The following is a 23,943-nucleotide window of genomic DNA, read 5'->3' as shown; positions in this document are numbered from 1 at the left end:
GATGGTGCAGCGTCTTTCCGTCGATGTGCGCGTGGAGCGGCTTCCCTTCGCGAAGCCGTTCCGGATCTCGGGCCATGTCTTCACCGAGTCTCCCGTGGTGGTCGTCACGCTCAGCGACGGCCTCCACACGGGACGCGGCGAGGCGAGCGGGGTCTATTATCTCGGCGACGACGAAACGGCGATGACCGCCGCGCTGGAAACGGTGCGCGCGGGGCTGGGCGACGGCATGACTCGTGCCGACCTCCAGCAAGCGCTACCCGCGGGCGGCGCGCGCAATGCGGCGGATTGCGCGCTGTGGGAACTCGACGCCAAACGCGCGGGTATTGCAGTGTGGAAGCTCGCCGGGTTGCCTGAACCCAAGCCGCTGCTCACGACCTTCACGCTGGGGGCGGACGATCCGGCAACAATGGCGCAAGGCGCGGCGGGTTATGCCGATGCGCGCGCGCTCAAGCTCAAGCTTACCGGTGATCTCGATCTCGACATTGCCCGGGTGCGCGCCGTCCGCGCGGCCCGGCGCGATTGCTGGATCGGCGTCGATGCCAATCAGGGCTTCCAGGTCGGGGAACTAGATGCGCTGATCGCGGTGCTGGTCGAATGCGGCGTCGCGCTGCTCGAACAGCCCTTGGCGCGCGGGCGCGAAGCCGATCTCGACGGGTTCAGTTCGCCGATCCCGATCGCCGCCGACGAGAGCGCACTCACGCTCGGCGACCTCGACGCGCTGGTCGGCCGTTTCGACACGGTCAACATCAAGCTCGACAAATGCGGTGGGCTTACCGAGGCAGTCGCGATCGCGCAGCGCGCGCGCCTGCTCGGGCTGGATGTGATGGTCGGCAACATGGTCGGCTCCAGCCTGGCGATGGCGCCGGCGTTCCTGCTGGGGCAGCTGTGCGATGTCGTCGATCTCGATGGCCCGACTTTCCTCGCCGCCGATCGCACGCCCGGCATCCGCTATGCCGACGGCTATATCCACTGCCCGGAAGAGGTATGGGGCCATCGCGCGCATGCAGCTTCGTGGCAACATAATTGCAATATCGGTTGACACTTCTCTAATCAGGATAATACCATCCTGATTAGATAATTAGAAACACAGGGAGTGCGGCAATGCAATCATTGCCCATCGTCTCGCGTCGCCAGATGCTCGGCGGGGCGGCTGCCGTCGCGGCCACGGGATTCCCGATGGTCAATACCGGCCAGTTCCGGCTGTCCGCTGCTTCGCCCGTCACCTATTCGCGCCGCGCAATCGATCTGGTCCGCACGTCGCTCGTCATCGACATGCTCGAAGTGCTCAAGATCGACGATCGCCCGCAATTCTACGGCGCGCCGATGACTGCGCAGGACGAGGCCGATTTCCGCGCCTGCGGGATCACCGGCTTTCACCATTCGATCGGCATCATGGGGCCCACCGCGCGCGAGGACACGCTGACCTTTCTCGCGCTGACTCAGGGCTATGTCGGGCGAGCCTCGCACCTGTTCACGATCGTCGACAAGGCCGCCGACCTCGATCGCGCCAAGAAGGACGGCAAGATCGCCATCATCCTCGGTCTGCAGAACAGCGAGCATTTCCGCACCATCACGGACGTCAAGCTGTTTCACCAGATCGGTCAGCGCTGCTCGCAGCTCACCTACAACACCCAGAATCTGCTCGGCTCGGGATCGACCGAACGCGTCGATGGCGGAGTCACCGATTTCGGCGCGCAGGTCATCGCGGCGATGAACGAAGTCGGCATGCTGGTCGATGTTTCGCATTGCGGCGATCGCACCACGCTCGACGCGATCGCGCTCTCGCCCAAGCCGATCGCGATCACCCACAGCAATTGCCGCGCGCTGGTGAACCATCCCCGGCTCAAGACCGACGAGGCAATCAAGGCGCTCGCGGCGAAGGACGGGGTGATGGGGATCACCGGGGTGCGGATGTTCGTCGCGGGCAAGGAGCCGACCGCGGTGTCGCACATCGTCGACCATATCGATCATGTCGTGAAGCTGGTCGGGATCGACCATGTCGGCATCGGCTCCGACGCCGATCTCAACGGCTATGAGGACATGCCGCCTGAAATGTATGCCCAGCTCAGGGCGGCATACAAGGCGAGCTACGCCTTCCGCGAGAAGGTCGACACCGACGGCTACGACCATCCCCGGAAGATCTACGATCTCACCGAGGAACTGATCCGACGCAACTATTCCAACGACAATATCGCGGCGATCCTCGGCGGAAACTTCCGCCGACTGCTCGCCGCGACATGGGGCGGATGATCTCGCTTTTCAGGGGAAGCAACATGAAGCGTTTTGCACCATCGGTTCGCGTATCGCTCGCCATTACCACCGCCGCCATGGCGCTCGCGGCAATGCCCGCAGCGGCGCAGGAGGATCAGCCCTCTGCCGCGCACGGCGACGAGATCGTCGTCACTGCGCAGAAGCGCGAACAGAACCTCCAGGACGTGCCGGTCTCGATCAGCGTCGTCAGCGGCGAGGCGATGCAGCAGCAGGGCGCCGCCTCGCTTACCGACTATGCCGGCTATGTCCCCGGCCTCCAGGTCACCACCACCGGCACGCCCGGCCAGACCACGATCACCCTGCGCGGCGTCGCGCCGCTTACCGCGAGCCAGACCGTCGGCATCTATCTCGACGATGCGCCGGTAGGGTCGAGCGCGATCTACAATCGCGGCGGGCAATTCTCGCTCGACTTGCTGCCCTACGACATCGAGCGCGTCGAAGTGCTGCGCGGGCCGCAGGGCACGCTGTATGGCGCCAGCTCGATCGGCGGGCTGCTGAAGTACGTCACCGTTACCCCCAGCACATCGACGTTCAGCGTCAAGGGCGGAGTCGAGGGCTTCGGGATCAACGGCGCGGGCGATCTCGGCTGGGCGGGCCAGACGATGTTCAATGCACCGCTCGTCCAGGGCAAGCTCGGCGTTACCGGCAGCTTCGCGTGGCGCAAGACGCCGGGCTTCGTCGGCAGCGTCAACAATGCGAGCCTCGACGACCAGAACGATTACGAGCAGATCGGCGGCCGTGTCGCTTTGCTGTGGCAGGCGAGCGACCGGTTAAGCGCGCGGCTGACTGCGATCTACCAGGACATCGATTCGGACGGCAACGGCATCTACGCCGCCGACCTCACCGGCAAGCGGCTGGGCGACGGAAAATCGTACAACAACTACGTTCCCGAATCTTTCAAGAACGAGCTGCAATATTATGCCGCCACGCTCGACTATGATTTCGGCGGGGTGACCGCGACATCGACCACCACGCACAGCACCACGCACGCCACCCAGCTCCAGGATGCGACCTATTCGTTCGGCGTGCTTTTCCCGCTGCTCACCGGCGGCGCGATTGCTCCGGGACTGACGCCGTTCGAGATCAATCTCGGCCTCAAGAAATGGACCCAGGAAGTCCGCTTGGCCTCGGCGAGCGGCGGCAGCTTCGAATGGCTGGTCGGCGGCTTCTACACCGACGAGAAGAGCTCGAATTCACAGCTCGTCCGCTCGTACGACATGGCGGGCAATGCGATCCCGGCGCTCGATCCGCTGGCGACGGTGGGCCTGCCGGCGACCTACAAGGAATATGCGGTGTTCGGTAACGCGACGCTGCGCTTCGGCGAGCGGTTGGAGCTCACCGGCGGGGTGCGCTGGGCGCGCAACGAGCAGACCTTCCGCCAGATCAGCGAAGGCGCGATCGTTCCGTCGGCGAACGATCCCGGCGAATCGCAGGAAGACGTGTTCACCTGGAGCGTCAGCCCGCAATTCCACTTGAACGACGACGCGATGCTCTATGGCCGCGTCGCCACCGGCTATCGTCCCGGCGGGCCCAACGTGATCGTCCCCAATGTGCCGCCGAGCGTCGATTCGGACTCGCTCACCAACTATGAAGTCGGCTTCAAGGCGGATCTGGCCGGACGCGCGGTGACGATCGACGTCGCCGCCTTCTACATGGACTGGAAGGACATCCAGGTGACGCGTGCGTTCGGCGGCGTCTCGGGCCAGGCCAATGGCGGCAAGGCGGTGAGCAAGGGCGTCGAGGGCTCGCTGTATATCCGCCCGGCATCGGGGCTGACGCTGGCGCTGACCGGCTCGTATACCGATGCCAAGCTGAGCGAGGACGTGCCCGAAATCAGCGGCGCCGATGGCGACGCGCTTCCCGCGGTGCCCAAGTTCAGCGGCTCGGCGCGGCTCGATTATCATGCCGAGCTGAGTGGCGACCTGAGCGCCGATTTCGGCGTCGGCGTGCGTCACGCAAGCAGCCGGCTGTCGCTGGTCGAGAGCGATCCGCTGGCGGCGCGGGCAACGGCCTATACCGCGGTCGATCTCAACGCGTCCCTCAACATCGGCGAACATTGGAAACTGCGGGCCTATGCGCGCAACCTGCTCGACGACGACGGCGAACTGTCGCGCTCAACGCTGACCAACGGGCTCAACGAACCGAGCTTCCTGCAGATCACGCCGCTCCAGCCACGCACGATCGGCGTCGCCTTCGATCTCTCGTTCTGAACTAGGAAGGCGCAATCATGAACGCCCCTTTCGGCCTGAAGGCCGACACGCTTGCCCTGCCGCAGCCCTATCTGCTGTTTTTGGGGGACACCGTCGAGCGCGGCTTCGCCAAGACGGCTTTGGGCCTGCGCGACTGGGCTCCCGAGAAATGCGTCGGCGAGCTTGCGCTGCCCGGCGCCGCGGTCAGCACGGGATTGCCGCCGATGACCCCTGCGCAGGCCTATGCGGCGGGCGCGCGGGCGCTGGTGATCGGCGTCGCCAATGCGGGCGGGGTGATCCCGCAGAGCTGGCGTGCGTCGCTGGTCGAGGCGCTTGAGGCGGGGCTCGATATCGTCGCGGGGATGCACACGCGGCTTGCCGACATTCCCGAACTCAGCCAGGCGGCGGCGCTGCTCGGCCGGCGGCTGATCGACATCCGGGTGCCGCCAGCCGATATTCCCGTTGCCACCGGGCGCAAGCGCAGTGGCAAGCGGCTGCTCACCGTCGGCACCGACTGCGCGCTCGGCAAGAAATACACCGCGCTGGCTTTGGCGCGGGCCTTTGCCGAGCGGGGCGTCCCCAGCGATTTCCGTGCCACCGGCCAGACCGGGATCATGATCGCCGGCGGCGGCATGCCGATGGACGCAGTAGTCTCCGATTTCGAAGCCGGCGCGGCCGAGTTGCTTTCGCCCGACGCGGCGGCCGAGCATTGGGACGTGATCGAGGGGCAGGGTTCGCTGGCGCATCCGGCCTATGCCGCTGTGTCGCTCGGGCTACTGCACGGCAGTCAGCCGGACGTGTTCGTGGTGTGCCACGAACCGGGACGTACCGACATGCTCGGCACCGCGGGTTATCAGGTCGCGACGATCGAGGAGATCATCGACCTTACCCTCGCATTGGGGCGGCGGACCAATCCGAACATCCGCTGCGGCGGAGTGAGCTTCAACACCTCTGCTTTGGACGAAGCAGATGCCGAAGAAGTGATACGTCGGGAAAGCGAACGGCTCGGGCTCCCGATCGCCGATCCGGTCCGCGGCGGACCGGCGTTCGACGCCCTGGTCGATAGCTGCCTGGCATGAGCATCCCCGTGGCAGGATCGAGCTGGTTCCAGCGCTTCCTGCTGCCGGGCTTCGCCATGAAGGCCGTGATCATCGGCGGCGGCTACGCCACCGGGCGCGAGCTGGCCGAGTATTTCCTGCCTTCGGGGCCGTGGGGCGGGCTTGCGGGCATGCTGCTGGCGATGCTGCTGTGGAGCGTCATCGCCGCGACCACCTTCGCCTACGCCCGGCTGGCGGGTGCGCTCGACTATCGCGCCTTCTTCGCCGACCTACTCGGCCCGGCGTGGGTCGCATTCGAGATCGCGTACGTGCTGTTCGTCATACTGATCCTCGCGGTGTTCGGGGCGAGCGCGGGGGCGATCGGCGCAGCGATGTTCGGCTGGCCCAGCTTCGTCGGGGCGCTGCTGCTGGCGGGGGGCATTCTCGCCACCGTCTCGCTCGGCAATGCGGCAGTGGAGGGCGTGTTCAAGTACGTCTCGTTCCTGCTCTACGGCGTCTATGCGCTGTTCCTGATCCTCAGCCTGCTGAGTTTCGGCGACCGCATCGCCACCGGCTTCGCCACGCCGGCGCCGTGGACCCGCTGGGCCTCGGGCGGGCTGACCTATGCCAGCTACAACATCATCGGCGCGGTGGTGATCCTGCCGGTGCTGCGGCACCTGACCAGCACGCGCGACGCCGTCGTCGCCGGGCTGATCGCGGGGCCGCTGGCGATGGCGCCGGCGATCCTGTTCTTCGTCTGCATGGTCGCCTTCTATCCGGGCATCGGCGCCGAGACGCTTCCGTCGGACTTCCTGCTGCGCCAGCTCAACGCGCCGGTTTTCCATTGGCTGTTCCAGCTGATGATCTTCGCCGCGTTGCTCGAGAGCGGGGCAGGGGCGGTGCATGCGATCAACGAGCGCGTCGCCGGCGTGGTGCGCCGCCGCCGCGGGGCTGAGCTCGGGGCACGCTCCCGCGCGTTCATTGCCGGCGCGCTGCTGCTGGTCTGCATGTTCGTCGCCGAGCGAGTCGGGCTGATCGCCTTGATCGCCAGCGGCTACCGGCTGCTCGCCTACCTCTTCCTCGCCGTGTTCGTGCTGCCGCTGCTGACGATCGGGCTCGCCCGGTTGCTCCGGCGGCGTCCTGCCGCTCCCAAGGAGATCGCCGCATGAAGCTGCGCCATCTGCTCGCTCTGCCGCTGCTCGCGCTTGCCACGCCCGCGCTCGCCGATCCGCCCGCCGGGCTCGAGGCCAGGATCGAGGCGCTTCGCAAACAGACCGGCGCGCCGGGTATCGCCGTCGCGATCGTCGAGCATGGCAAGACCACGCTCGCCAAGGGCTGGGGTTTCCGCAAGCTCGGCGATCCGGCCAAGGTGACACCAGACACGATCTTCCAGACCGGATCGACCGGCAAGGCATTCACCGCCACCGCGATCGCGATCCTCGTCGATCAGGGCAAGCTCGGCTGGGACGACAAGGTCATCGACCACATGCCGTGGTTCCGCATGTACGATCCCTGGGTCACCCGCGAGATCACCGTGCGCGACCTGCTGGTCCATCGCAGCGGGCTCGGGCTCGGGGCAGGGGATCTGCTGTTCGTTCCGCGCGGTAGCCTGTCGCGCAAGGAAACGGTCAAGCGCGTGGCCTATATCAAGCCGGCGACCAGCTTCCGCTCCAACTACGCCTATGACAACATCCTCTACATGGTCGCCGGCCAGCTGATCGAGGAGGTCAGCGGCAAGACCTGGGAAGCGTTCATGTCCCAGGAAGTGCTCAAGCGCGGCGGGATGACGGACGCCACCGCCACCTATGAGGCGCGCTGGGCGACACCCGACCGGGCATTTCCGCACGCGCGGATCGGCGGCGTGGTGCGCGGCGACGGGCCCAATTCGGTGCTCAATGAGCGCGAGGAACTCGGCCGCGCGGCGATGCCCGCGGGCGGGCTGGCGCTGAGCGCCAACGATCTCGCGCAATGGCTCAAGATCCAGCTCGGCCATGGCGCGCTGCCGCAGGGCGGACGGCTGTTCAGCGAGGCGCAGGCAGCCGAGATGTGGAAGGGCGCGACACTCCAACCGATTACGCCCTATCCGGGCGGTCTCGCCCCGCTCACGCCCAAGTTCAGCAGCTACGCGCTCGGCTGGGAAGTCGAGGATTATCGCGGCGCGCGGATCATCTCGCACGGTGGCGGGGTGTTCGGGTCGATCACCCATATCATCCTGCTGCCCGACCAAGACGTCGGCATCGCGGTGGTCGTCAATTCGGAGGAAGTCGCGCTGCTGCGCGGCGTCGCGCATATGCTCGCCGATCATTATCTGGGGCTTTCCGATCTCGACTGGCCCGCGCGCTTCGGGGCGTTCATGGAGCAGCGGCTAACCGGCGGAAAGGCTGCGCTGGCGAGCGTCAAGGCGGCCCCCGCCAAGATCGGCCCGTCGCTGTCGCCCGAGCGCTATGCCGGCACCTATCGCGATCCCTGGTATGGCGATGTCGCCGTTACCAGCGCCGCCGACGGACTGCGTATCGACTTCAAATCAACTCCGCGCATGGCGGGCAGGCTGGTCCACTGGCAGTACGACACCTTCGTCACGCGCTTCGACGACAAGGCGATCGAGCCGGCGTACGTGACCTTCGCGCTCGACGCCGACGGCAAGGTCGCGCGCGTATCGATGAAGGCCGAAAGCCCGATCGCCGACTTCAGCTACGACTATCACGATCTCGACCTGCGTCCGGTGGCGGAGGGGAAGAAGTGAGCGGCATGGTTCTCTCCTCCCTGCTTGCAGGGAGGGGCCGGGGGTGGGTGCGCGCGTCTGCGCGCCCAATAGACTCTTCGCCAAGCCCGAGGCGTCGGACGGGGCATCGAGTCCCATCCGACGCTAAACCCACCCCTGACCCCTCCCTGAAAGAGAGGGGAGCACTGACGCTTGCCCTGCTCCTTGCCGGCTGCGCCACCACGCAGGGGGAGCCGCCGCGCAAATCGCACCGCGACTTCCTCGTCCTCGACACTCACCTCGATACCCCGCTGCACTTCGCCCGCCGGGGCTGGAGCTTCGCGGGCTACCACGACTCCGCGACCGATCTGGTCCAGGTCGATCTCGAGCGGATGGAGGCCGGCGCGCTCGATGGCGGCTTCTTCGCGATCTACACCGATCAGGGTCCGCTGACGCCCAAGGGCTATGCCGATGCGCTCGCCTTTGCGCGCAAGCGATCGGACCTGATCGATGCGACGCTTGGCAAGTTGCCGAACCGCATCAGACCCGCTCTGACCGCCGCCGACGCGCGCCACCTTGATCGCGCCGGCCTGCGTATCGCCTTCAAGAGCATGGAGAACAGCTATCCGCTCGGCGAGGATCTCTCGCTGCTCGCGGAATTCCACAAGCGCGGCGTGCGCCTGGCGGGGCCGGTCCATGGCGCCAACAACCAGTTCGCCGATTCCTCCGGAGACAGGCCTAAATGGAACGGTCTCTCACCCCTCGGGCGCAAATGGGTAGCGGAGATGAATCGGCTGGGGATGGTGATCGACGCGAGCCACGCGTCCGACGCCGCGTTCGATCAGATGCTCGAGCAGTCGCGCACGCCGCTGCTGCTTTCGCATTCGAGCGGGCGGGCGGCGTTCGACCATCCCCGCAATCTCGATGACGGCCGCATACGGAAACTTGCCGCGAAGGGCGGGGCGATCTGCGTCAGCACGATCTTCCTGTCGAACATGAACATGGGGCCCGAGCGCGCTGAGCTGTTCGGCAAGTACGAGCATATGGATCTGCTCTCGCCGGCTGAGCAGGCCGATCTCGCCCGCCGTTGGCGCGCACTCGACAAGACCCAGCCGCTATGGGCGGCCGATTTCGAGCGTTACATGGCGTTGGTGCTCCACGTCATTGACGTCGCGGGGGTCGATCATGTCTGCTTCGGCGCAGACTGGGACGGCGGCGGCGGACTGCCGGGGATCGAGGACATCTCAGCGCTGCCCAAGATCACCGAGCGGCTACGCGCGGCGGGCTATTCGAACGAAGACCTTGCCAAGATGTGGGGCGGAAACATCCTGCGTATCGTGGAAGCGGCGGCTCAGGCCACGTCGTAGAGCAGCGCGATCTCGTCCAGCGGCAAGGTGAAGCAGATCGCCGCGCCGCCCAGGGGGCTGGTCCCGCTCCAGATCTTGCCGCCATAGGAATCGACGATCGTGCGGCAGATCGACAGGCCGATGCCCAGGCCATTGCGCCGCGTGGTGCTGAATGGCGCGAACAGGTCGCCGACATGCTCGGGCAGGCCCTTGCCGTTATCGGCGACGCTGACCATTACCATGCCGGCCTCTTCGCGGCGGCTGGAAACGAGCACCTGCGGATGATCGGCATGGGCGACAGCCTGTGCGGCGTTGCGGATCAGGTTGAGCAGCACTTGCTGGATCTGCACCTTGTCCGCGGCGACATGGCCCGTATCGGATTCGAGTTCCGAGCGGATCGCGGCGCGCGCGACGGCGGGATCGGCGACCTTGCTGAGCGCGATGGCTTCCTCGACGATGTCGTCGAGCGACGCCAGCTCGCCGGTCCGCCGGTCCGAGACCATGTCGCGTGCGCGCGAGATGATCTTGCCGCTGAGCCCGATCTGCCGGCTCGCATGGCTCAGCAGCACTGCGAGCCGCTCCTGTTCGATCAGCGAATGCTTGCCCTGTTCTGCCAGATAGGTCGCGGCGCTGAGATAATTGCTGGCGGCGGTGAGCGGCTGCGACAGTTCGTGCGCGATCGTCGCGGCCATCACATTGACTGCCTCGACCCGCGTGATGTGGGCGACTTCGGCGCGAAGCTGCTCATGCCGCCGCTCGGTGGTAATGTCCTGCTCGGTGCCCAGCACGGTCCGCACCCGGCCATCGGGATCGACCACCGGCGACATCCGGATCCGCAGATGCGCAACCCGTCCGTCACCCATCGTCGAGACGACTTCGCATTGCGCGGGCTGTTTCGACAATATCGCCGTGCGGAGCGTGCGCTGGATATCCTCCCGGCTGGCGGGGTCGTGATAACCCAGCGCTTCGTCCGCCGGCACCACGTCCTCATCGGGCGCACGGCCGTGCATCCGGCATGCTTCGTCCGAACAGAGCAGCAATCGGGTCTCCAGATCGAGCTCCCAATCGCCCATCTTGCCGATCGCTTGCGCCTCGGACAGCCGGTCGTTGGTCGCCGCGAGCCGCCGGATGATCGATTCACGGCGTCGCAGGCCCAGCCAGAAGGCGAGCGTGCCTCCCAGCAGCGCCAGCGTCAGCGCGCCTACGGTAACGTAGAAGATGCGCGCCCGGGCATAGGACGGCGCGAGTAGATCGTCGGTGCCGAGCCCGACACTGACGAACAGCCCGTAGCGCGGCAACCGCCGCTGGCTGAAGATGCGGGTCACGCCATCAACCGAACTGGGGCCGATATAGGTGCCGTTCGGTTCGGCCATCTGGCGCTGCATGGCGAGCTTGCCGGCAAGGTTCTGGCCATGGCTGACCACCGCGCCTTCACGCCGTGCCAGCGTCAGCCCGTCGAGGCGGACGACCGAGATCAGATCGTGCGGCCGGAAATCGGCGCCGTCATAGAAGACGGTCAGGCGATCGACCGGGATGCGCACCGCGACGATGCCGGCGAAGCTGCCGTCCTGCCCGCGGATCGCGCGTGCGATGACCAGCGCGGCGTCCTTTAGGTCGTCCGTCTCCGCAGGGGCGATGACGAGCGGCTCGCGCGGCCGGCCGGTGCTGAGCTGCCGAAACGCTGCGTCCTGCGCAACGCTGCGGGCTTCGTTTCCCCGACGGCTCGACCACCGGACGCGGCCGCGGACATCGGTGATGTCGATGTCGGCGAAGGACGGGTCCAGCGCCGCCGAGTCGATCAACGGCTGGGGAGAGGGGCCCGCGCCCGGCGCAAGGTCGCGATACCTGATCGCCAGATGCATCGCCGCGGCATCGGCGCGATCGAGGATCACGCCGACGAAATGCTCATAGCCGATCGCCCGGTTGCGGTTTTCGATGCTCGCGGACGTTACTTGGTTGCTGCGCTGCGTATGCGCGATCTGGATCGCGACGCCCCAGATCACCACGCACACCAATATCGCGGCAGCGGGAAGCAGGAGGGTCAACCAGCGCGGAGGCATCTGAACGGATCGGCGCAATTGAGCGCGGCGTACCGGCGGGAGGGAATCTATAAGCTTCACACGCTGATCAGCCTGGTTAACATCGAGGGCAGGATCGCTAAGAACGAGATTCAATATTTGTTAACTAAGGGTTTGCCCGGGGGAAACCAATGTGTAGCGGCGATCTTGGTTCCGGCAGGTGCAGAGCCGCACTTTGCATGGACGCCGCTAAATCTTGTTTCCAGAATAGTCTGCGCGGAACTCCTCAGACTCTGCGACGTGGCATGCAATCTCGTCCCGCCGCGCTCCGTACGCTTCGAGGTAGCTGCCGGGCGAGTTCATTCGCCGGTTTCTTAAGCGATTCCGGACAAGCGACGCCGTGGCCCATTAGCGACCGGCCGGGCACCTTCCAGCGATTCGGGTGGCGGCACATAGGTGGCCGCCGCGACGCTCAAACGTTGAAGCGGAACAGCATCACGTCGCCGTCCTGGACGACATATTCCTTGCCTTCGGAACGCAGCTTGCCGTTGTCGCGTGCGCCGCTCTCGCCCTTGAACTGCACGTAATCGTCGAACGCGATCGTCTCGGCGCGGATGAAGCCGCGCTCGAAATCGGTGTGGATCTCGCCCGCCGCCTGCGGCGCCTTGGCGCCGACATGCGTGGTCCAGGCGCGTGCCTCCTTCGGACCGACAGTGAAGAAGGTGAGCAGGTGGAGCAGGCTGTAGCCGGCACGGATTACGCGGGCCAGGCCGGTCTCCTCGAGCCCCAGCTCGGCGAGGAATTCGCCGCGGTCCTCGTGCGGCATCGTCGCGATATCGGCTTCGATCGCGGCGGAAACGACGACGGCTTCTGCGCCTTCGGCCTTGGCCTTGGCGAACACCTTGGCCGACAGTTCATTGCCGTTGGCGGCGTCTTCCTCGTTGACGTTGCAGACATAGAGGACGGGCTTGCCGGTCAGCAGTTGGGCCTGCGCGAAGACCCGCGCCTCCTCGGCGTCCTTGGGCTGGGTCAGCCGAGCGGGCTTGCCTTCGCGCAGCAGCTCGAGCGCCTGGCCGAGCACCGACGCGGCGACTTTGGCCTCCTTGTCGCCCTGCTGGCCCTTCTTGATATAGTTGGGCACGCGCTTCTCGAGGCTTTCGAGATCGGAGAGCATCAGCTCGGTCTCGACGGTCTCGGCATCGGCGATCGGATCGACCTTGTTGTCGACATGCTGGATGTCGTCATTCTCGAAGCAGCGCAGGACGTGGACGATTGCATCGACTTCGCGGATGTTGCCGAGGAACTGGTTGCCCAGACCCTCGCCCTTCGACGCACCGCGCACCAGTCCGGCGATGTCGACGAAACCGAGCTGGGTCTCGATCTTCTTGGCCGAGCCGGCGATCTCCTGCAGCTTGTCCAGCCGCGGATCGGGCACCGCGACGTTCCCCACATTCGGCTCGATCGTGCAGAAGGGATAGTTCGCCGCCTGCGCCGCGGCAGTCTCGGTCAACGCATTGAAGAGCGTGGACTTGCCGACGTTCGGAAGCCCGACAATGCCGCAGCGAAAACCCATGGGAAGCTCGATCCTGTGTCTGAAGGGCCGCATCGGGCCAGGTTGCGCGCTCGATAGGCGCAAAGCGGCGCGGTTTCCAGCCCGGAGCAAGCGCAGCCGCCCGAGCGTTGATGCGCCATGATACGCCAGCACCTCGATTCCGCCGCCACACGCCTGATGGGCCTCGACGGCACCGATTTCCGCCAGCCCGCGGGCGAGCCGGCGATGCTCCCGCCGGATTCGGTATCGTGGCGCGTGTTCCGCAATCCGGTGACGATGTATGTCGGCGGGATCGCCGCGGTGCTGCTCGAACTCGGCGAACCGCGCGTGCGCCACGGCGTCTGGGATCACACCAGCTTCAAGCGCGATCCCGCGACGCGGATGCGCCGGACCGGCGTGGCGGCGATGATCACCGTCTATGGCGCGCGCAGCCAGTTCGAGGCGCTGGCGCAGCGAGTAAACCGCATGCACGCCAAGGTGCGCGGCGAGACCGAGGACGGGCAAAGCTATGTCGCGAGTGACCCCGATCTGCTGCTGTGGGTGCAGGCGACCGCGAGCTGGGCGTTCCTCCACGCTTATCACCGTTACGCCGAGCCGCTGAATCAGGCCGAGCGCGACCGTTTCTATGCCGAGGCAAAGCCGGGCGCGGCGCTGTATGGCGTCGAGGCGCCGCCGGCGAGCGAGGCAGCGATGGACGCGCTGATGACACGGATGCGCCCGCAGCTCGAACCTTCGCCGGTGATCGAGGAATTGATCGCGATCCTGCGCACTGCCGAAATCCTGCCGCGCGCGCTGCGCCCCATGCAGAAGCTCGGTGTCCGCGCCGCGATCGACCTGCTGCCCCCGGAGATGCGCCGCCAGCTCGGGCTGGCCGACCGGACGCTGCACCCCGCCGAGCGCGTGCTGCTCAAGCTGCTCGCCAGGGGCGCGGCGCGGTTCGAGCTGCCGTCCAGCCCTGCGCGCCAGGCCGAAGCGCGCCTCTTGGCAGGCGGCAATTACGGGCCGCGCGCGCTGGCTACGTCATAACTTGACGGGCCCCCGTTCACCTGGGGTACAGGGGCACCGAGCCTTTTCAGGCATCGCGTATTTCAAGGAGCAGGGAATGATTCGCCGTCACATGATCATGAGCGCCGCCGCGGCGACGCTGGCGCTCGCGAGCTGCAGCGGCAGCGACGATCCCGATCCCACGCCGACGCCGTCGCCCACTGCGACGCCGACTCCGACGCCGACTGCGTCGCCGACCTATGCCGTGTTCCCGCTCACCGCGGCTGCGGAGTTCGCCTCGATCAACGCCTCGACCAGCTACACCGGCGACCCCGCCGTCGGCCCGGTGACGCTCGGCGTCGCTGCGACCGAGGGGCTGTCGACCCGCGTGCGTCTGGCGACCAGCAACGCAATCGCCACCGCGACCTATGTCATCAACGAGAACAGCGAAGAATCGCGCTTCGTGAACGCCAACGTCACGGTTCAGCCGGCACCGGGCGTCACCGAGTTCGTGTTCCGCACCACCGACACGGCGACTGCGGGCAAGTTCTCGCAGCTCGAATTCCTCAACAACACGATTTCGGCGGCAACGCTCACCAACAACACTGCGCTTCAGCTGACCAATGTCAGCTACGCCCAGTGGTGGCGTGGCGACTCGACCACGGGCGCCAAGCGGATCACCACGTCGGTGTTCGGCTATCAGACCGTGCTGACCGACGTGCCGAAGACCGGCACCCAGGCCTATACGTCGAGCGTCGCCGGCCGCCTGGTCAGCACCAATGCCGGTGCCACGACGCTGTGGCGCATCGGTGGTACGGTCACCACTTCGGTCAACTTCTCGACCGGCCTTGTCACCTCGACGCTCACGCTCAACCGCACTCCCGAGGGCGGCGGCGCGACGATCGCCTATGGCACCTTCACGGCGCAGGGCGCGATCCCGACGGGCCAGAACCAGTTCAGCGGCAGCTTCACCACGGGCAGCCCGCTCTCGGGGACGCTGGCCGGCGGCTTCTTCGGCTCGCAGGCCAAGGAAATCGGCATCACCTTCGCTGCCTCTGGCACCAATGGCGGCGACACGCAGAACCTTGTCGGTGTGATCGTCGGCAAGAAGTAAGCTTCCTGGAAACAGGGAAGGGGCTCCGGGAAACCGGGGCCCCTTTTCTATGCTGAACGCCATTCGCCCCGAGCCTGTCGAAGGGCAGCCATCCGCAGGTGACCGCTTGAGGGAGAGCAGGCCTTCGACAGGCTCAGGCCGAACGGGGCGATTATTGAGCCTCGCTCAGTCCTGCAGCCGCGATGCCACGTCACTCATGAACCGCGCGTCATTGCCTTCGGCCAGCCACGGCGCCTCGGCAGCGATCGCGCCGAGCATATCGGTCAGCGGCTCGATCTCGGCCTTGGCATAGTTGCCGAGCACATAGCCGGTCACCCGGTCCTTGTGCCCGGGATGGCCGATGCCAAGCCGCACGCGGCGGAAGTCTGGGCCGATATGCGCGTCGGTCGAGCGCAGGCCGTTATGCCCCGCAGTGCCGCCACCCAGCTTCACCTTGACCTTGAACGGCACGAGATCCAGCTCGTCGTGGAAGATCGTGATGTCGGCGGGTGTCAGTTTGTAGAAGTCCATCGCCGCGCGCACCGCGCGGCCGCTTTCGTTCATGAACGTGCCAGGCTTGAGCAGCACGATCTTGTCGCTGCCGATCCGCCCGTCCTGGGTCCAGCCCTGAAACTGCTTCTTGGGCGCCGAGAAGCCATGGACCTCGCCGAGCGCATCCACCGCCATGAAGCCGACATTGTGCCGGTGCATCGCATATTGCGGCCCCGGATTGCCGAGGCCCACCCAGAGTTGCATCAGAAGAACCCCAAAAGAAAAATCGCCCCCGCACCTAGGATGCGGAGGCGATTTTTTGAACCGCGAAGTTTGAAAGCTTACTCGCCCTCGGCCGGAGCCTCGTCCTCGGTTGCGGTGTCGCCTTCGCTCGACTTGAGCGCCGACGGCGCCACGATCGTCGCGATGGTGAAGTCGCGGTCGGTGATCGCCGGCTTCGCGCCCTTGGGCAGCGTCACGGCCGAGATGTGGATCGAATCGCCGACTTCGACGCCCTTGAGCGAGATCTCGATCTGGTCGGGGATCTCGGCTGCGTCGACGACGAGCTCGAGCTCGTGGCGGACGACGTTGAGAACGCCGCCGCGCTTGATGCCGGCCGATTCTTCCTCATCGGTGAACACGATCGGCACGTTGACGTGCACGCTGGCATGCTCGGAGATGCGCAGGAAGTCGACGTGGAGCGGACGATCGGTCACGACGTCGAATGCGACGTCCTTGGGCAGCGTGCGCTCGCCATTGACCATGACTACCGAGTTCATGAAGTGGCCGGTGTTAAGCAGCTTCATCAGCTCGCGCTCGTTGACATGGATGCCAACGGGGTCTGCCTTGTTGCCGTAGATAACGGCGGGGACGCGGCCTTCACGACGAAGCGCCCGGGAGGCTCCCTTGCCAGCCCGGTCGCGCGTCTCGGCCGACAGCGTAAGCGTCTCGCTCATGTGTCGTTCCAATGCGCTAAAGTGTTTCAGTTCCTTTGCCGGACAGGCCTCCAGGGATGACCCTGCCGCAGCAAGCGCGCGCCTCTAGCGGAGATGGCGGCGAAAGGCAATATCCGTCACCCCGGTACTAGGCGCGGGTGGCGAAGCCTAATAGTCGATCCGCTCCACTTTCACCCCGCGCTTGGCCAGCTCCGCCTGAACGCCGGCAGTCCCCGCCAGATGCCCCGCGCCGACCGCCACGAACACCACCCCCGGCGCCTCCATCCGCTGCTTGAGCCACTCCGCCCATTTCCGGTTGCGCTGGGCGAGCAGCGCGTCGGCCAGCTCGGGCGCGCGGCTGAGATCCTCGTTCATCAGCTTCGCCAGTCCGTCGGCATCACCCTTGCGCCACGCCGCCACCATCGCGTCGATCGTCTTGCCCGCCTTGGGCAAGTCGTCGAGCGTATCGACCAGCAGCGCCCGCTGCGCCTCGATCGGCAGGCGGTCGAAATAACCGAGCTGCTCGCGCGCAGTCTCCAGCCCGCTGACCTTCTTGCCTGCCTTTTTCGCCGCCGCGGTCAGCACCGCCTCGGCGCCGTCCTTCTCGTCATAGCCCAATTGGCGCAGCGGCGCGGCGGAGAGCATCGTCGCCGCCAGCCAGGGCTCGGCGCGGTCGAGGGCGTCGGGCGACAGCCCCATCTCGGGGAGCGCGGCGCGGAATTTGGCGGCCTGGGCGGGCGAGAGCTGGTCGGGCAGCGACGGGCCGCTTGCCGACATCCCCAATTCGCCGACCAGCGCCTGCATCTCGGCATCGGGCGGCATCACCAGTTCGAGCACCAGCTCGTCACTGGCGTCGAACGCCGACTTCACGCCGTCGTCGAACCATGTCAGCCCGGGCTTGAGCATGTGCACCGTGCCGAACAGATAGATCGTGGTGTCGTCGTCCTTGAGCACCCACAAAGCCGGATCGGCATCATTGGCCGGCTGCTTCGCCTGGCACCCGCCGAGCGCCAGCAGCGCCGCTCCGATCAGCAATTTGCGTAGCATCGCGCGACAGGAGCGCAGTCACTGCCGCCTTGTCAACTCGGGTCCGCCGCGCCAAAGCACCGCGGATATGTCCGAGCCCCTCAGCTTCCAGCGCATGATCCTGAAGCTCCATGACTATTGGAGCGAACGGGGCTGCGTGATCCTCCAGCCCTATGACATGCGCATGGGCGCCGGCACCTTCCACCCCGCGACGACGCTCAGGGCGCTCGGTCCCGAGCCGTGGAACGCCGCTTTCGTCCAACCGTGCCGCCGCCCGACCGACGGTCGCTATGGCGAAAACCCCAACCGCCTCCAGCATTATTACCAGTATCAGGTAATCCTCAAGCCGAGCCCGCCCGACCTGCAGCAACTCTATCTCGGCAGCCTCGCCGCGATCGGCATCGACTTCACCCGCCACGACATCCGCTTCGTCGAGGATGATTGGGAATCGCCGACCCTCGGCGCCTGGGGTCTGGGCTGGGAAGTCTGGTGCGACGGCATGGAAGTCACCCAGTTCACCTATTTCCAGCAGATGGGCGGGTTCGACTGCAAGCCGGTCGCCGGCGAGCTGACCTACGGGCTCGAGCGGCTGGCGATGTACATCCAGAACAAGGACAGCGTGTACGACCTCGCGTTCAACGACAGCGGCGTGAGCTATGGCGACGTGTTTCTCGAGAACGAGAAGCAGATGTCGAAGTATAATTTCGAAGTCGCCGACACCGAGACGCTGTTCGAGGGCTTCCGCAAGGCAGTCGCCGAATGCGAAAACTGCCTGGAGGCGAACGTCCCGATCGCCGCCTATGAGCAGGCGATCGAGGCGAGTCACCTGTTCAACCTGCTCCAGGCCCGCGGCGTCATCTCGGTCGCCGAGCGCCAGGCCTATATCGGCCGTGTCCGCGATCTGGCGAAGGGCAGCTGCGAGGCATGGATCGCGCACATGACGCCCGAATGGGTGAGCAAATATCCGGAGTGGACGGTATGACTCTGTTCACGCGAAGCCGCGAAGAGGCGAGGCGGAAGAGGTTCGCGCAACGACGCGACGACGCGACGAGCTGTCTTCGCCGCGCCAGCGGCCTCCAACAGTCACCGTTCGCGAAGCAGCCTGCACGTCGAGAGGCGACTGACGCGGCCGGGCAGCACGTCTTCGTCGCGTCGTCGCGTCGTTGCGCGAACGATCCTTCCTTCCTTCGCGCCTTTGCGCCTTCGCGTGAAACCTTCCAATGACCGAAGACTTCCTCCTCGAGCTCCGCTCCGAAGAAATCCCCGCGCGCATGCAGGAGCGCGCGCGGACCGATCTCGCCGCGCTGTTCGAAGCGCGGCTCAAGGCGCTCAACCTCGCCTTCGAGTCCATCGAGAGCTTCGCCACTCCGCGCCGCCTCGCGCTGATCGTCCGCGGCGTCGCCGAGACCACCACCGCGGCGACCGAGGAGCGCAAGGGCCCCCGCGCCGACGCGCCCGACGCCGCGATTCAGGGCTTCCTCCGCTCGACCGGGCTCACCCGCGACCAGCTCGTCGCGCGCGACGACGGCAAAGGCGGGCAAGTGTTGTTCGCCGTGATCGAGCGCCCCGGCATCGTTGCCGGCTCGGTGCTCGCCAGCGCGGCGAGCCACGCAATCCACAATTTCGCCTGGCCCAAGTCGATGCGCTGGGGCGCCGCCTCGTCCTCGACCGAGAGTCTGCGCTGGGTCCGCCCGTTGCAGGGCATCGTGGCGCTGCTCGGCGACAAGCTCGTGCCGATCGAAGTCGCCGGCATCCAGAGCGGCGCGCAGACCGTCGGCCACCGCTTCCACCATCCCGGCGTTATCACAATCGGCAGCGCCAACGACTATGTCGAGAAGCTCCGCGCCTGCCACGTCATCGTCGACGGTGCCGAGCGCCGCGCGATCATCGCCATCGGCGCCAAGATGGCGGCGAAGAAGGCGGGCCTCACGCTGATCGAGGACGAGGGGCTGCTTTTCGAAAATGCCGGGCTCACCGAATGGCCGGTGCCCTTGCTCGGCCGCTTCGACTCCGAATTCCTCAGCGTGCCGCCCGAAGTGATCCAGCTCACTGCGCGGGTGAACCAGAAATACTTCGTCTGCGCCGGCCCTGACGGCAAGCTGGCCAACGCCTTCGTCTGCACCGCCAATATCGACGCGTCCGACGGCGGCGCGAAGATCGTCGAGGGCAACCAGAAGGTTCTCGCCGCCCGCCTCAGCGATGCGCGCTTCTTCTACGATACCGATCTCAAGACCCGGCTCGACGATCTCCGGCCCAAGCTGGAGAAGATCGTGTTCCACGAGAAGCTGGGCACGGTAGCCGACAAGGTCGACCGCGTCGCCAAGCTGGCGCGCTGGCTGGTCGAAGAGGGAATCGTCACCCCGGCGAAGGCCGGGGCCTCAGGCGATGGCGCGGGGCAGGAGTCGCCTGAGACCCCGGCGTCCGCCGGCGTGACGGAATTGGCCGACATGGCCGAACGCGCCGCGCGTCTCGCCAAGGCCGATCTCGTCACCGGCATGGTCGGCGAATTCCCCGAGCTTCAGGGCCTGATCGGCGGCTATTACGCCGCCGCGCAAGGCGAAGACCCCCAGGTCGCCGAAGCGATCCGTGATCACTACAAGCCGGTCGGGCAGGGGGACGAGGTGCCGACCGCGCCGGTGACGGTCGCTGTGAGCCTCGCGGACAAGCTGGATACCATCGCGGGCTTCTTCATGAAGGACTTGAAGCCAACGGGCTCCAAGGACCCGTTCGCCCTTCGACGAGCAGCGTTGGCGGTCCTCGCGCTGATTTTCCAGAATCAGCTACGCGGTTCCGTCGGAGGATGGCTCGCTGAAGCACGGCACGGATTCGGCGCTCAAGGTATTGCCGACGAACGGGCCGAACTTGGGACGACGACACTCAGGGAAGAGCTCGTTCAGCAGTTCGCGCGTATCTATATGCGCGACGTGAGAGACTTCTTCGCCGACCGCCTCAAGGTCCAGCAGAAGGAAGCCGGCGTTCGCCACGACCTGATCGACGCGGTGTTCGCCCTCGGCGGCGAGGACGATCTCGTCCGGCTGCTCGCCCGCGTCCATGCACTCCAGGCGTTCGTCACCACCGAGGACGGCAAGAACCTCCTCGCCGGCTACAAGCGCGCTGCGAACATCCTCAAGAAGGAAGATTGGACCGGCGAAACCGGAACGAAGAAAGAACTTTCCTACACACCCCTTCCTGAGGAACAATCGCTGATCCAGGCCCTCGATTCGGCCGAGCCCATCGCGGCCGCCGCGATCGAGCGTGAGGATTTCGAAGGCGCGATGGCGGCACTGGCAACGCTGCGCGCGCCGATCGATGCGTTCTTTGAGAAGGTGACGGTCAATGATGCTGATCCAGACAAGCGCGAGGCCCGCCTCGACTTGCTCGCGCGCATGCGCAACGCAGTGCACAAGGTGGCGGATTTCTCGAAAATCGAGGGTTGAGGGGCGTCAAGCGCGGCCGCGAAAACTGCGTTTTGCGTCAACTTCGTCAACTTCGCTCAGTTGAAGTGCCCGCCGCGTCCGTCGCTTTGTCGCGCCGCAACCAAATCTTGTCGCTGACAACGCAGTCAGCATCTTTCGTCCTCTTCGCACCTGCGGTACGCGCGGCGCAGCGCGAAAAGGGGTTGTGATGACGCAGTACGTGTACCGCTTCGGCGGCGGGGTTTCGGACGGCGGCAACGGCGACAAGAATCTGCTCGGCGGCAAGGGCGCCAATCTCGATGGCATGGCGGGCATCGGCCTGCCGGTACCTCCCGGCTTCACGATCAGCACGCCGGTCTGCGCGCTCTATTACGAGGAAGGCGAGACCTTCCCCGATAGCCTCAAGGCTGAAGTCGCCACCGGCGTTGCGCATATCGAAGGCATCACCGACAAGAAGTTCGGCGATCCGGCGGACCCGCTGCTCGTCTCGGTCCGCTCGGGCGCGCGCGTATCGATGCCCGGCATGATGGATACCGTGCTCAACCTCGGCCTCAACGACCAGACCGTGGTCGGGCTCGCGCAGGTCAGCGGCGACGACCGCTTCGCCTGGGACAGCTATCGTCGCTTCATCCAGATGTATTCGGACGTCGTCCTCGGGCTCGATCACGGCCGCTTCGAGGAAGCGCTGGAGATCGCCAAGGAAGATAACGGCTTCAGCCTCGACACCGAGCTGACCGCCGGCGACTGGCAGAAGCTCGTCGCCGAGTACAAGGCGATCGTCGTCGAGCTGTGGGACGGCAAGCCCTTCCCGCAGGACGTCCATGACCAGCTCTGGGGCGCGATCGGGGCGGTGTTCGGATCGTGGCAGTCCGAGCGCGCCAAGGTCTATCGCCGCCTCAACGACATCCCCGGCGACTGGGGCACCGCAGTCAACGTCCAGGCGATGGTGTTCGGCAATATGGGCGAAACGAGCGCCACCGGCGTCGCGTTCACCCGCGATCCGGCCAAGGGTGACAACGCCTATTATGGCGAGTTCCTGATCAACGCGCAGGGCGAGGACGTCGTCGCCGGCATCCGCACCCCGCAATATCTGACCAGGGCCGCGCGCGAGGCAGCCGGCGCCAAGCCCGCGTCGATGGAAGAGGCGATGCCCGAGGTGTACGCCCAGCTCGCCGAGGTCTTCGAGACGCTGGAGACGCATTACCGCGACATGCAGGACATCGAGTTCACCGTTGAGCGCGGCAAGCTCTGGATGCTCCAGACCCGCAGCGGCAAGCGAACCGCCAAGGCCGCCCTCAAGATCGCCGTCGATATGGCCAACGAAGGGCTGATCACTCAGGAAGAGGCGATCCTGCGCGTCGATCCGCAGGCGCTCGATCAGCTTCTCCACCCGACGCTGGATCCCAAGGCGGCGCGCGACGTGCTGACCAAGGGCCTGCCGGCGTCGCCGGGTGCGGCCTCGGGCACTGCCGTGTTCGACAGCGACACTGCCGAAAAGCGCGCGGCTGCGGGCGATTCGGTGATCCTCGTCCGCGTCGAGACCAGCCCTGAGGACATTCACGGCATGCATGCCGCCCGGGGCATCCTCACCGCGCGCGGCGGCATGACCAGCCACGCCGCGGTGGTCGCGCGCGGCATGGGGCGTCCCTGCGTCTCGGGCGCCGGCACGCTCGCGATCGTCGCCAAGGAAAAGCTGTTCCGCGTCGGCGGGCGCGAGGTGCGCGAAGGCGATACGATCACCATCGACGGCACCACCGGCGAAGTGATGTTCGGCGCCGTGCCGACCGTCCAGCCCGAGCTGTCGGGCGATTTCGGCACGCTTATGGAATGGGCCGACGCCAAGCGCCGTCTGAAGGTGCGCGCCAATGCCGAGACGCCGCTCGATTGCCGCACTGCGCGTGAGTTCGGCGCCGAGGGCATCGGGCTGTGCCGCACCGAACATATGTTCTTCGAACAGTCGCGGATCACTGCGGTGCGCCAGATGATCCTCGCCTCGGACGAGAAGGGGCGCCGCGCCGCGCTCGACAAGCTGCTGCCCGAGCAGCGCAGCGATTTCGTCGAGATCTTCGAAGTGATGGCGGGTCTGCCCTGCACGATCCGCCTGCTCGATCCGCCGCTCCACGAATTCCTGCCGCATGAAGAGGCCGAGTTCGAGGAAGTCGCCAAGGCCGCCAACATCGACGTCGAGACATTGCGCCGCCGCGCCGCGGAACTGCACGAATTCAATCCGATGCTCGGCCATCGCGGTTGCCGCCTCGGCGTGACCTATCCCGAGATCTACGAGATGCAGGCCCGCGCGATCTTCGAGGCGGCGATCGAAGTCGCCGAGAAGTCGGGCGCGGCGCCGATCCCCGAAGTGATGATCCCGCTGGTCGCCACGCGCCGCGAGCTCGAGCTGATGAAGATCGTCGTCGACAAGGCGGCGCAGGCGGTGTTCGCCGAGAAGGGCCGGACGATCGAATACCTTGTCGGCACCATGATCGAGCTACCCCGCGCCGCGCTGCGTGCGGGCGATATCGCCGAGGTCGGCGAGTTCTTCAGCTTCGGCACCAACGATCTCACCCAGACGACTTTGGGCGTCAGCCGCGACGACGCCGCGCGCTTCCTGACCACCTATGTCGAGAAGGGCATCTATGCCCGCGATCCGTTCGTCAGTCTCGATGTCGAGGGCGTCGGCGAGCTGATCAGCCTCGCCGCCGAGCGGGGCAGGGCGACGCGGCCCGAGATCAAGCTGGGCATCTGCGGTGAACATGGCGGCGACCCTGCCTCGATCGCCTTCTGCGAGGCGACCAAGCTCGATTACGTCTCGGCCTCGCCGTACCGCGTGCCGATCGCGCGGCTGGCGGCGGCACAGGCAGCGCTAAAGGCCTGACAATCCCCAGT

The 23,943-nt window shown here is 66.2% G+C and carries 17 protein-coding genes; 12 read left to right on the top strand and 5 right to left on the bottom strand.

Annotated elements, in window-relative coordinates; all coding sequences use genetic code 11:
* The first annotated feature begins 1 nt into the window (after position 1).
* From BXU08_RS08975 to BXU08_RS08945, 7 genes are all read left to right on the top strand, one after another.
* Positions 2 to 1,039, top strand: coding sequence for a dipeptide epimerase (locus tag BXU08_RS08975; RefSeq protein WP_077509750.1), 1,038 nt, complete (start codon positions 2 to 4; stop codon positions 1,037 to 1,039).
* A gap of 62 nt (positions 1,040 to 1,101) precedes the next feature.
* Positions 1,102 to 2,250, top strand: a complete 1,149-nt coding sequence (locus tag BXU08_RS08970) for a dipeptidase (RefSeq protein WP_077509749.1) — start codon at positions 1,102 to 1,104, stop codon at positions 2,248 to 2,250.
* A 23-nt stretch (positions 2,251 to 2,273) separates the two neighbouring features.
* Positions 2,274 to 4,481 carry a TonB-dependent receptor gene (locus BXU08_RS08965; RefSeq protein ID WP_171982473.1) on the top strand — a complete coding sequence of 736 codons (2,208 nt, stop codon included), beginning with the start codon at positions 2,274 to 2,276 and terminating at the stop codon, positions 4,479 to 4,481.
* 17 nt (positions 4,482 to 4,498) lie between these two features.
* Complete coding sequence (locus BXU08_RS08960; protein ID WP_077509747.1) at positions 4,499 to 5,539, top strand: DUF1611 domain-containing protein; 1,041 nt, start codon at positions 4,499 to 4,501, stop codon at positions 5,537 to 5,539.
* Positions 5,536 to 6,666: a hypothetical protein gene (locus BXU08_RS08955; RefSeq protein ID WP_077509746.1), complete on the top strand. Its 1,131-nt coding sequence runs from the start codon at positions 5,536 to 5,538 to the stop codon at positions 6,664 to 6,666. The genes BXU08_RS08960 and BXU08_RS08955 overlap by 4 nt, the downstream gene beginning before the upstream one ends.
* Complete coding sequence (locus BXU08_RS08950; protein WP_077509745.1) at positions 6,663 to 8,240, top strand: serine hydrolase; 1,578 nt, start codon at positions 6,663 to 6,665, stop codon at positions 8,238 to 8,240. Before BXU08_RS08955 ends, BXU08_RS08950 begins: the two co-directional genes overlap by 4 nt.
* 146 nt (positions 8,241 to 8,386) lie before the next feature.
* Positions 8,387 to 9,565, top strand: coding sequence for a dipeptidase (locus tag BXU08_RS08945; RefSeq protein WP_253190586.1), 1,179 nt, complete (start codon positions 8,387 to 8,389; stop codon positions 9,563 to 9,565).
* Here the strand turns inward: BXU08_RS08945 and BXU08_RS08940 are convergent.
* Both BXU08_RS08940 and ychF read right to left on the bottom strand, forming a co-directional pair.
* A complete protein-coding gene (locus tag BXU08_RS08940; protein ID WP_171982472.1) occupies positions 9,550 to 11,589 on the bottom strand; it encodes an ATP-binding protein in 2,040 nt (679 codons plus the stop codon). The genes BXU08_RS08945 and BXU08_RS08940 overlap by 16 nt on opposite strands.
* A gap of 445 nt (positions 11,590 to 12,034) precedes the next feature.
* Positions 12,035 to 13,135: a redox-regulated ATPase YchF gene (gene ychF, locus BXU08_RS08935; protein ID WP_077509743.1), complete on the bottom strand. Its 1,101-nt coding sequence runs from the start codon at positions 13,133 to 13,135 to the stop codon at positions 12,035 to 12,037.
* 117 nt (positions 13,136 to 13,252) lie between these two features.
* On the opposite strand from ychF, the gene BXU08_RS08930 reads away from it, so the two are divergent.
* Both BXU08_RS08930 and BXU08_RS08925 read left to right on the top strand, forming a co-directional pair.
* Positions 13,253 to 14,140 carry an oxygenase MpaB family protein gene (locus tag BXU08_RS08930; protein ID WP_077509742.1) on the top strand — a complete coding sequence of 296 codons (888 nt, stop codon included), beginning with the start codon at positions 13,253 to 13,255 and terminating at the stop codon, positions 14,138 to 14,140.
* A 76-nt stretch (positions 14,141 to 14,216) separates the two neighbouring features.
* Entirely contained in the window at positions 14,217 to 15,212 is a 996-nt protein-coding gene (locus tag BXU08_RS08925) for a transferrin-binding protein-like solute binding protein (protein WP_077509741.1), read from the top strand.
* Between the two features lie 165 nt (positions 15,213 to 15,377).
* Here BXU08_RS08925 and pth read toward each other — a convergent pair whose 3' ends face one another.
* The 3 genes from pth to BXU08_RS08910 all read right to left on the bottom strand — a co-directional run bounded on the left by pth (position 15,378) and on the right by BXU08_RS08910 (position 17,665).
* Positions 15,378 to 15,947, bottom strand: coding sequence for an aminoacyl-tRNA hydrolase (gene pth, locus BXU08_RS08920; RefSeq protein ID WP_077509740.1), 570 nt, complete (start codon positions 15,945 to 15,947; stop codon positions 15,378 to 15,380).
* Between the two features lie 77 nt (positions 15,948 to 16,024).
* Positions 16,025 to 16,639: a 50S ribosomal protein L25/general stress protein Ctc gene (locus BXU08_RS08915; RefSeq protein WP_077509739.1), complete on the bottom strand. Its 615-nt coding sequence runs from the start codon at positions 16,637 to 16,639 to the stop codon at positions 16,025 to 16,027.
* A gap of 147 nt (positions 16,640 to 16,786) precedes the next feature.
* Positions 16,787 to 17,665: a TraB/GumN family protein gene (locus tag BXU08_RS08910; protein ID WP_077509738.1), complete on the bottom strand. Its 879-nt coding sequence runs from the start codon at positions 17,663 to 17,665 to the stop codon at positions 16,787 to 16,789.
* A gap of 94 nt (positions 17,666 to 17,759) precedes the next feature.
* Here BXU08_RS08910 and BXU08_RS08905 point away from each other — a divergent pair, with 94 nt between their 5' ends.
* The 3 genes from BXU08_RS08905 to ppdK all read left to right on the top strand — a co-directional run bounded on the left by BXU08_RS08905 (position 17,760) and on the right by ppdK (position 23,932).
* Positions 17,760 to 18,626 carry a glycine--tRNA ligase subunit alpha gene (locus BXU08_RS08905; RefSeq protein ID WP_077512196.1) on the top strand — a complete coding sequence of 289 codons (867 nt, stop codon included), beginning with the start codon at positions 17,760 to 17,762 and terminating at the stop codon, positions 18,624 to 18,626.
* Positions 18,627 to 18,864: 238 nt separating this feature from the next.
* Complete coding sequence (gene glyS, locus BXU08_RS08900; RefSeq protein WP_077509737.1) at positions 18,865 to 21,081, top strand: glycine--tRNA ligase subunit beta; 2,217 nt, start codon at positions 18,865 to 18,867, stop codon at positions 21,079 to 21,081.
* 187 nt (positions 21,082 to 21,268) lie between these two features.
* Complete coding sequence (ppdK, locus tag BXU08_RS08895; RefSeq protein WP_077509736.1) at positions 21,269 to 23,932, top strand: pyruvate, phosphate dikinase; 2,664 nt, start codon at positions 21,269 to 21,271, stop codon at positions 23,930 to 23,932.
* The last annotated feature ends 11 nt before the right edge of the window (positions 23,933 to 23,943 follow it).

Origin of the sequence: Sphingomonas sp. LM7, assembly GCF_002002925.1 — a bacterium.
Classification (GTDB): Bacteria; Pseudomonadota; Alphaproteobacteria; order Sphingomonadales; family Sphingomonadaceae; genus Sphingomonas.
This window is presented reverse-complemented; position numbering and strand designations above follow the sequence as displayed.

Excerpts from the sequence above, each read along its gene's own strand:
- BXU08_RS08975 (WP_077509750.1), top strand. The coding sequence starts at position 2 with ATGGTGCAGCGTCTTTCCGTCGATGTGCGCGTGGAGCGGCTTCCCTTC.
- BXU08_RS08970 (WP_077509749.1), top strand. The coding sequence starts at position 1,102 with ATGCAATCATTGCCCATCGTCTCGCGTCGCCAGATGCTCGGCGGGGCG.
- BXU08_RS08965 (WP_171982473.1), top strand. The coding sequence starts at position 2,274 with ATGAAGCGTTTTGCACCATCGGTTCGCGTATCGCTCGCCATTACCACC.
- BXU08_RS08960 (WP_077509747.1), top strand. The coding sequence starts at position 4,499 with ATGAACGCCCCTTTCGGCCTGAAGGCCGACACGCTTGCCCTGCCGCAG.
- BXU08_RS08955 (WP_077509746.1), top strand. The coding sequence starts at position 5,536 with ATGAGCATCCCCGTGGCAGGATCGAGCTGGTTCCAGCGCTTCCTGCTG.
- BXU08_RS08950 (WP_077509745.1), top strand. The coding sequence starts at position 6,663 with ATGAAGCTGCGCCATCTGCTCGCTCTGCCGCTGCTCGCGCTTGCCACG.
- ychF (WP_077509743.1), bottom strand. The coding sequence starts at position 13,135 with ATGGGTTTTCGCTGCGGCATTGTCGGGCTTCCGAACGTCGGCAAGTCC.
- BXU08_RS08930 (WP_077509742.1), top strand. The coding sequence starts at position 13,253 with ATGATACGCCAGCACCTCGATTCCGCCGCCACACGCCTGATGGGCCTC.
- BXU08_RS08925 (WP_077509741.1), top strand. The coding sequence starts at position 14,217 with ATGATTCGCCGTCACATGATCATGAGCGCCGCCGCGGCGACGCTGGCG.
- pth (WP_077509740.1), bottom strand. The coding sequence starts at position 15,947 with ATGCAACTCTGGGTGGGCCTCGGCAATCCGGGGCCGCAATATGCGATG.
- BXU08_RS08915 (WP_077509739.1), bottom strand. The coding sequence starts at position 16,639 with ATGAGCGAGACGCTTACGCTGTCGGCCGAGACGCGCGACCGGGCTGGC.
- BXU08_RS08910 (WP_077509738.1), bottom strand. The coding sequence starts at position 17,665 with ATGCTACGCAAATTGCTGATCGGAGCGGCGCTGCTGGCGCTCGGCGGG.
- BXU08_RS08905 (WP_077512196.1), top strand. The coding sequence starts at position 17,760 with ATGATCCTGAAGCTCCATGACTATTGGAGCGAACGGGGCTGCGTGATC.
- glyS (WP_077509737.1), top strand. The coding sequence starts at position 18,865 with ATGACCGAAGACTTCCTCCTCGAGCTCCGCTCCGAAGAAATCCCCGCG.
- ppdK (WP_077509736.1), top strand. The coding sequence starts at position 21,269 with ATGACGCAGTACGTGTACCGCTTCGGCGGCGGGGTTTCGGACGGCGGC.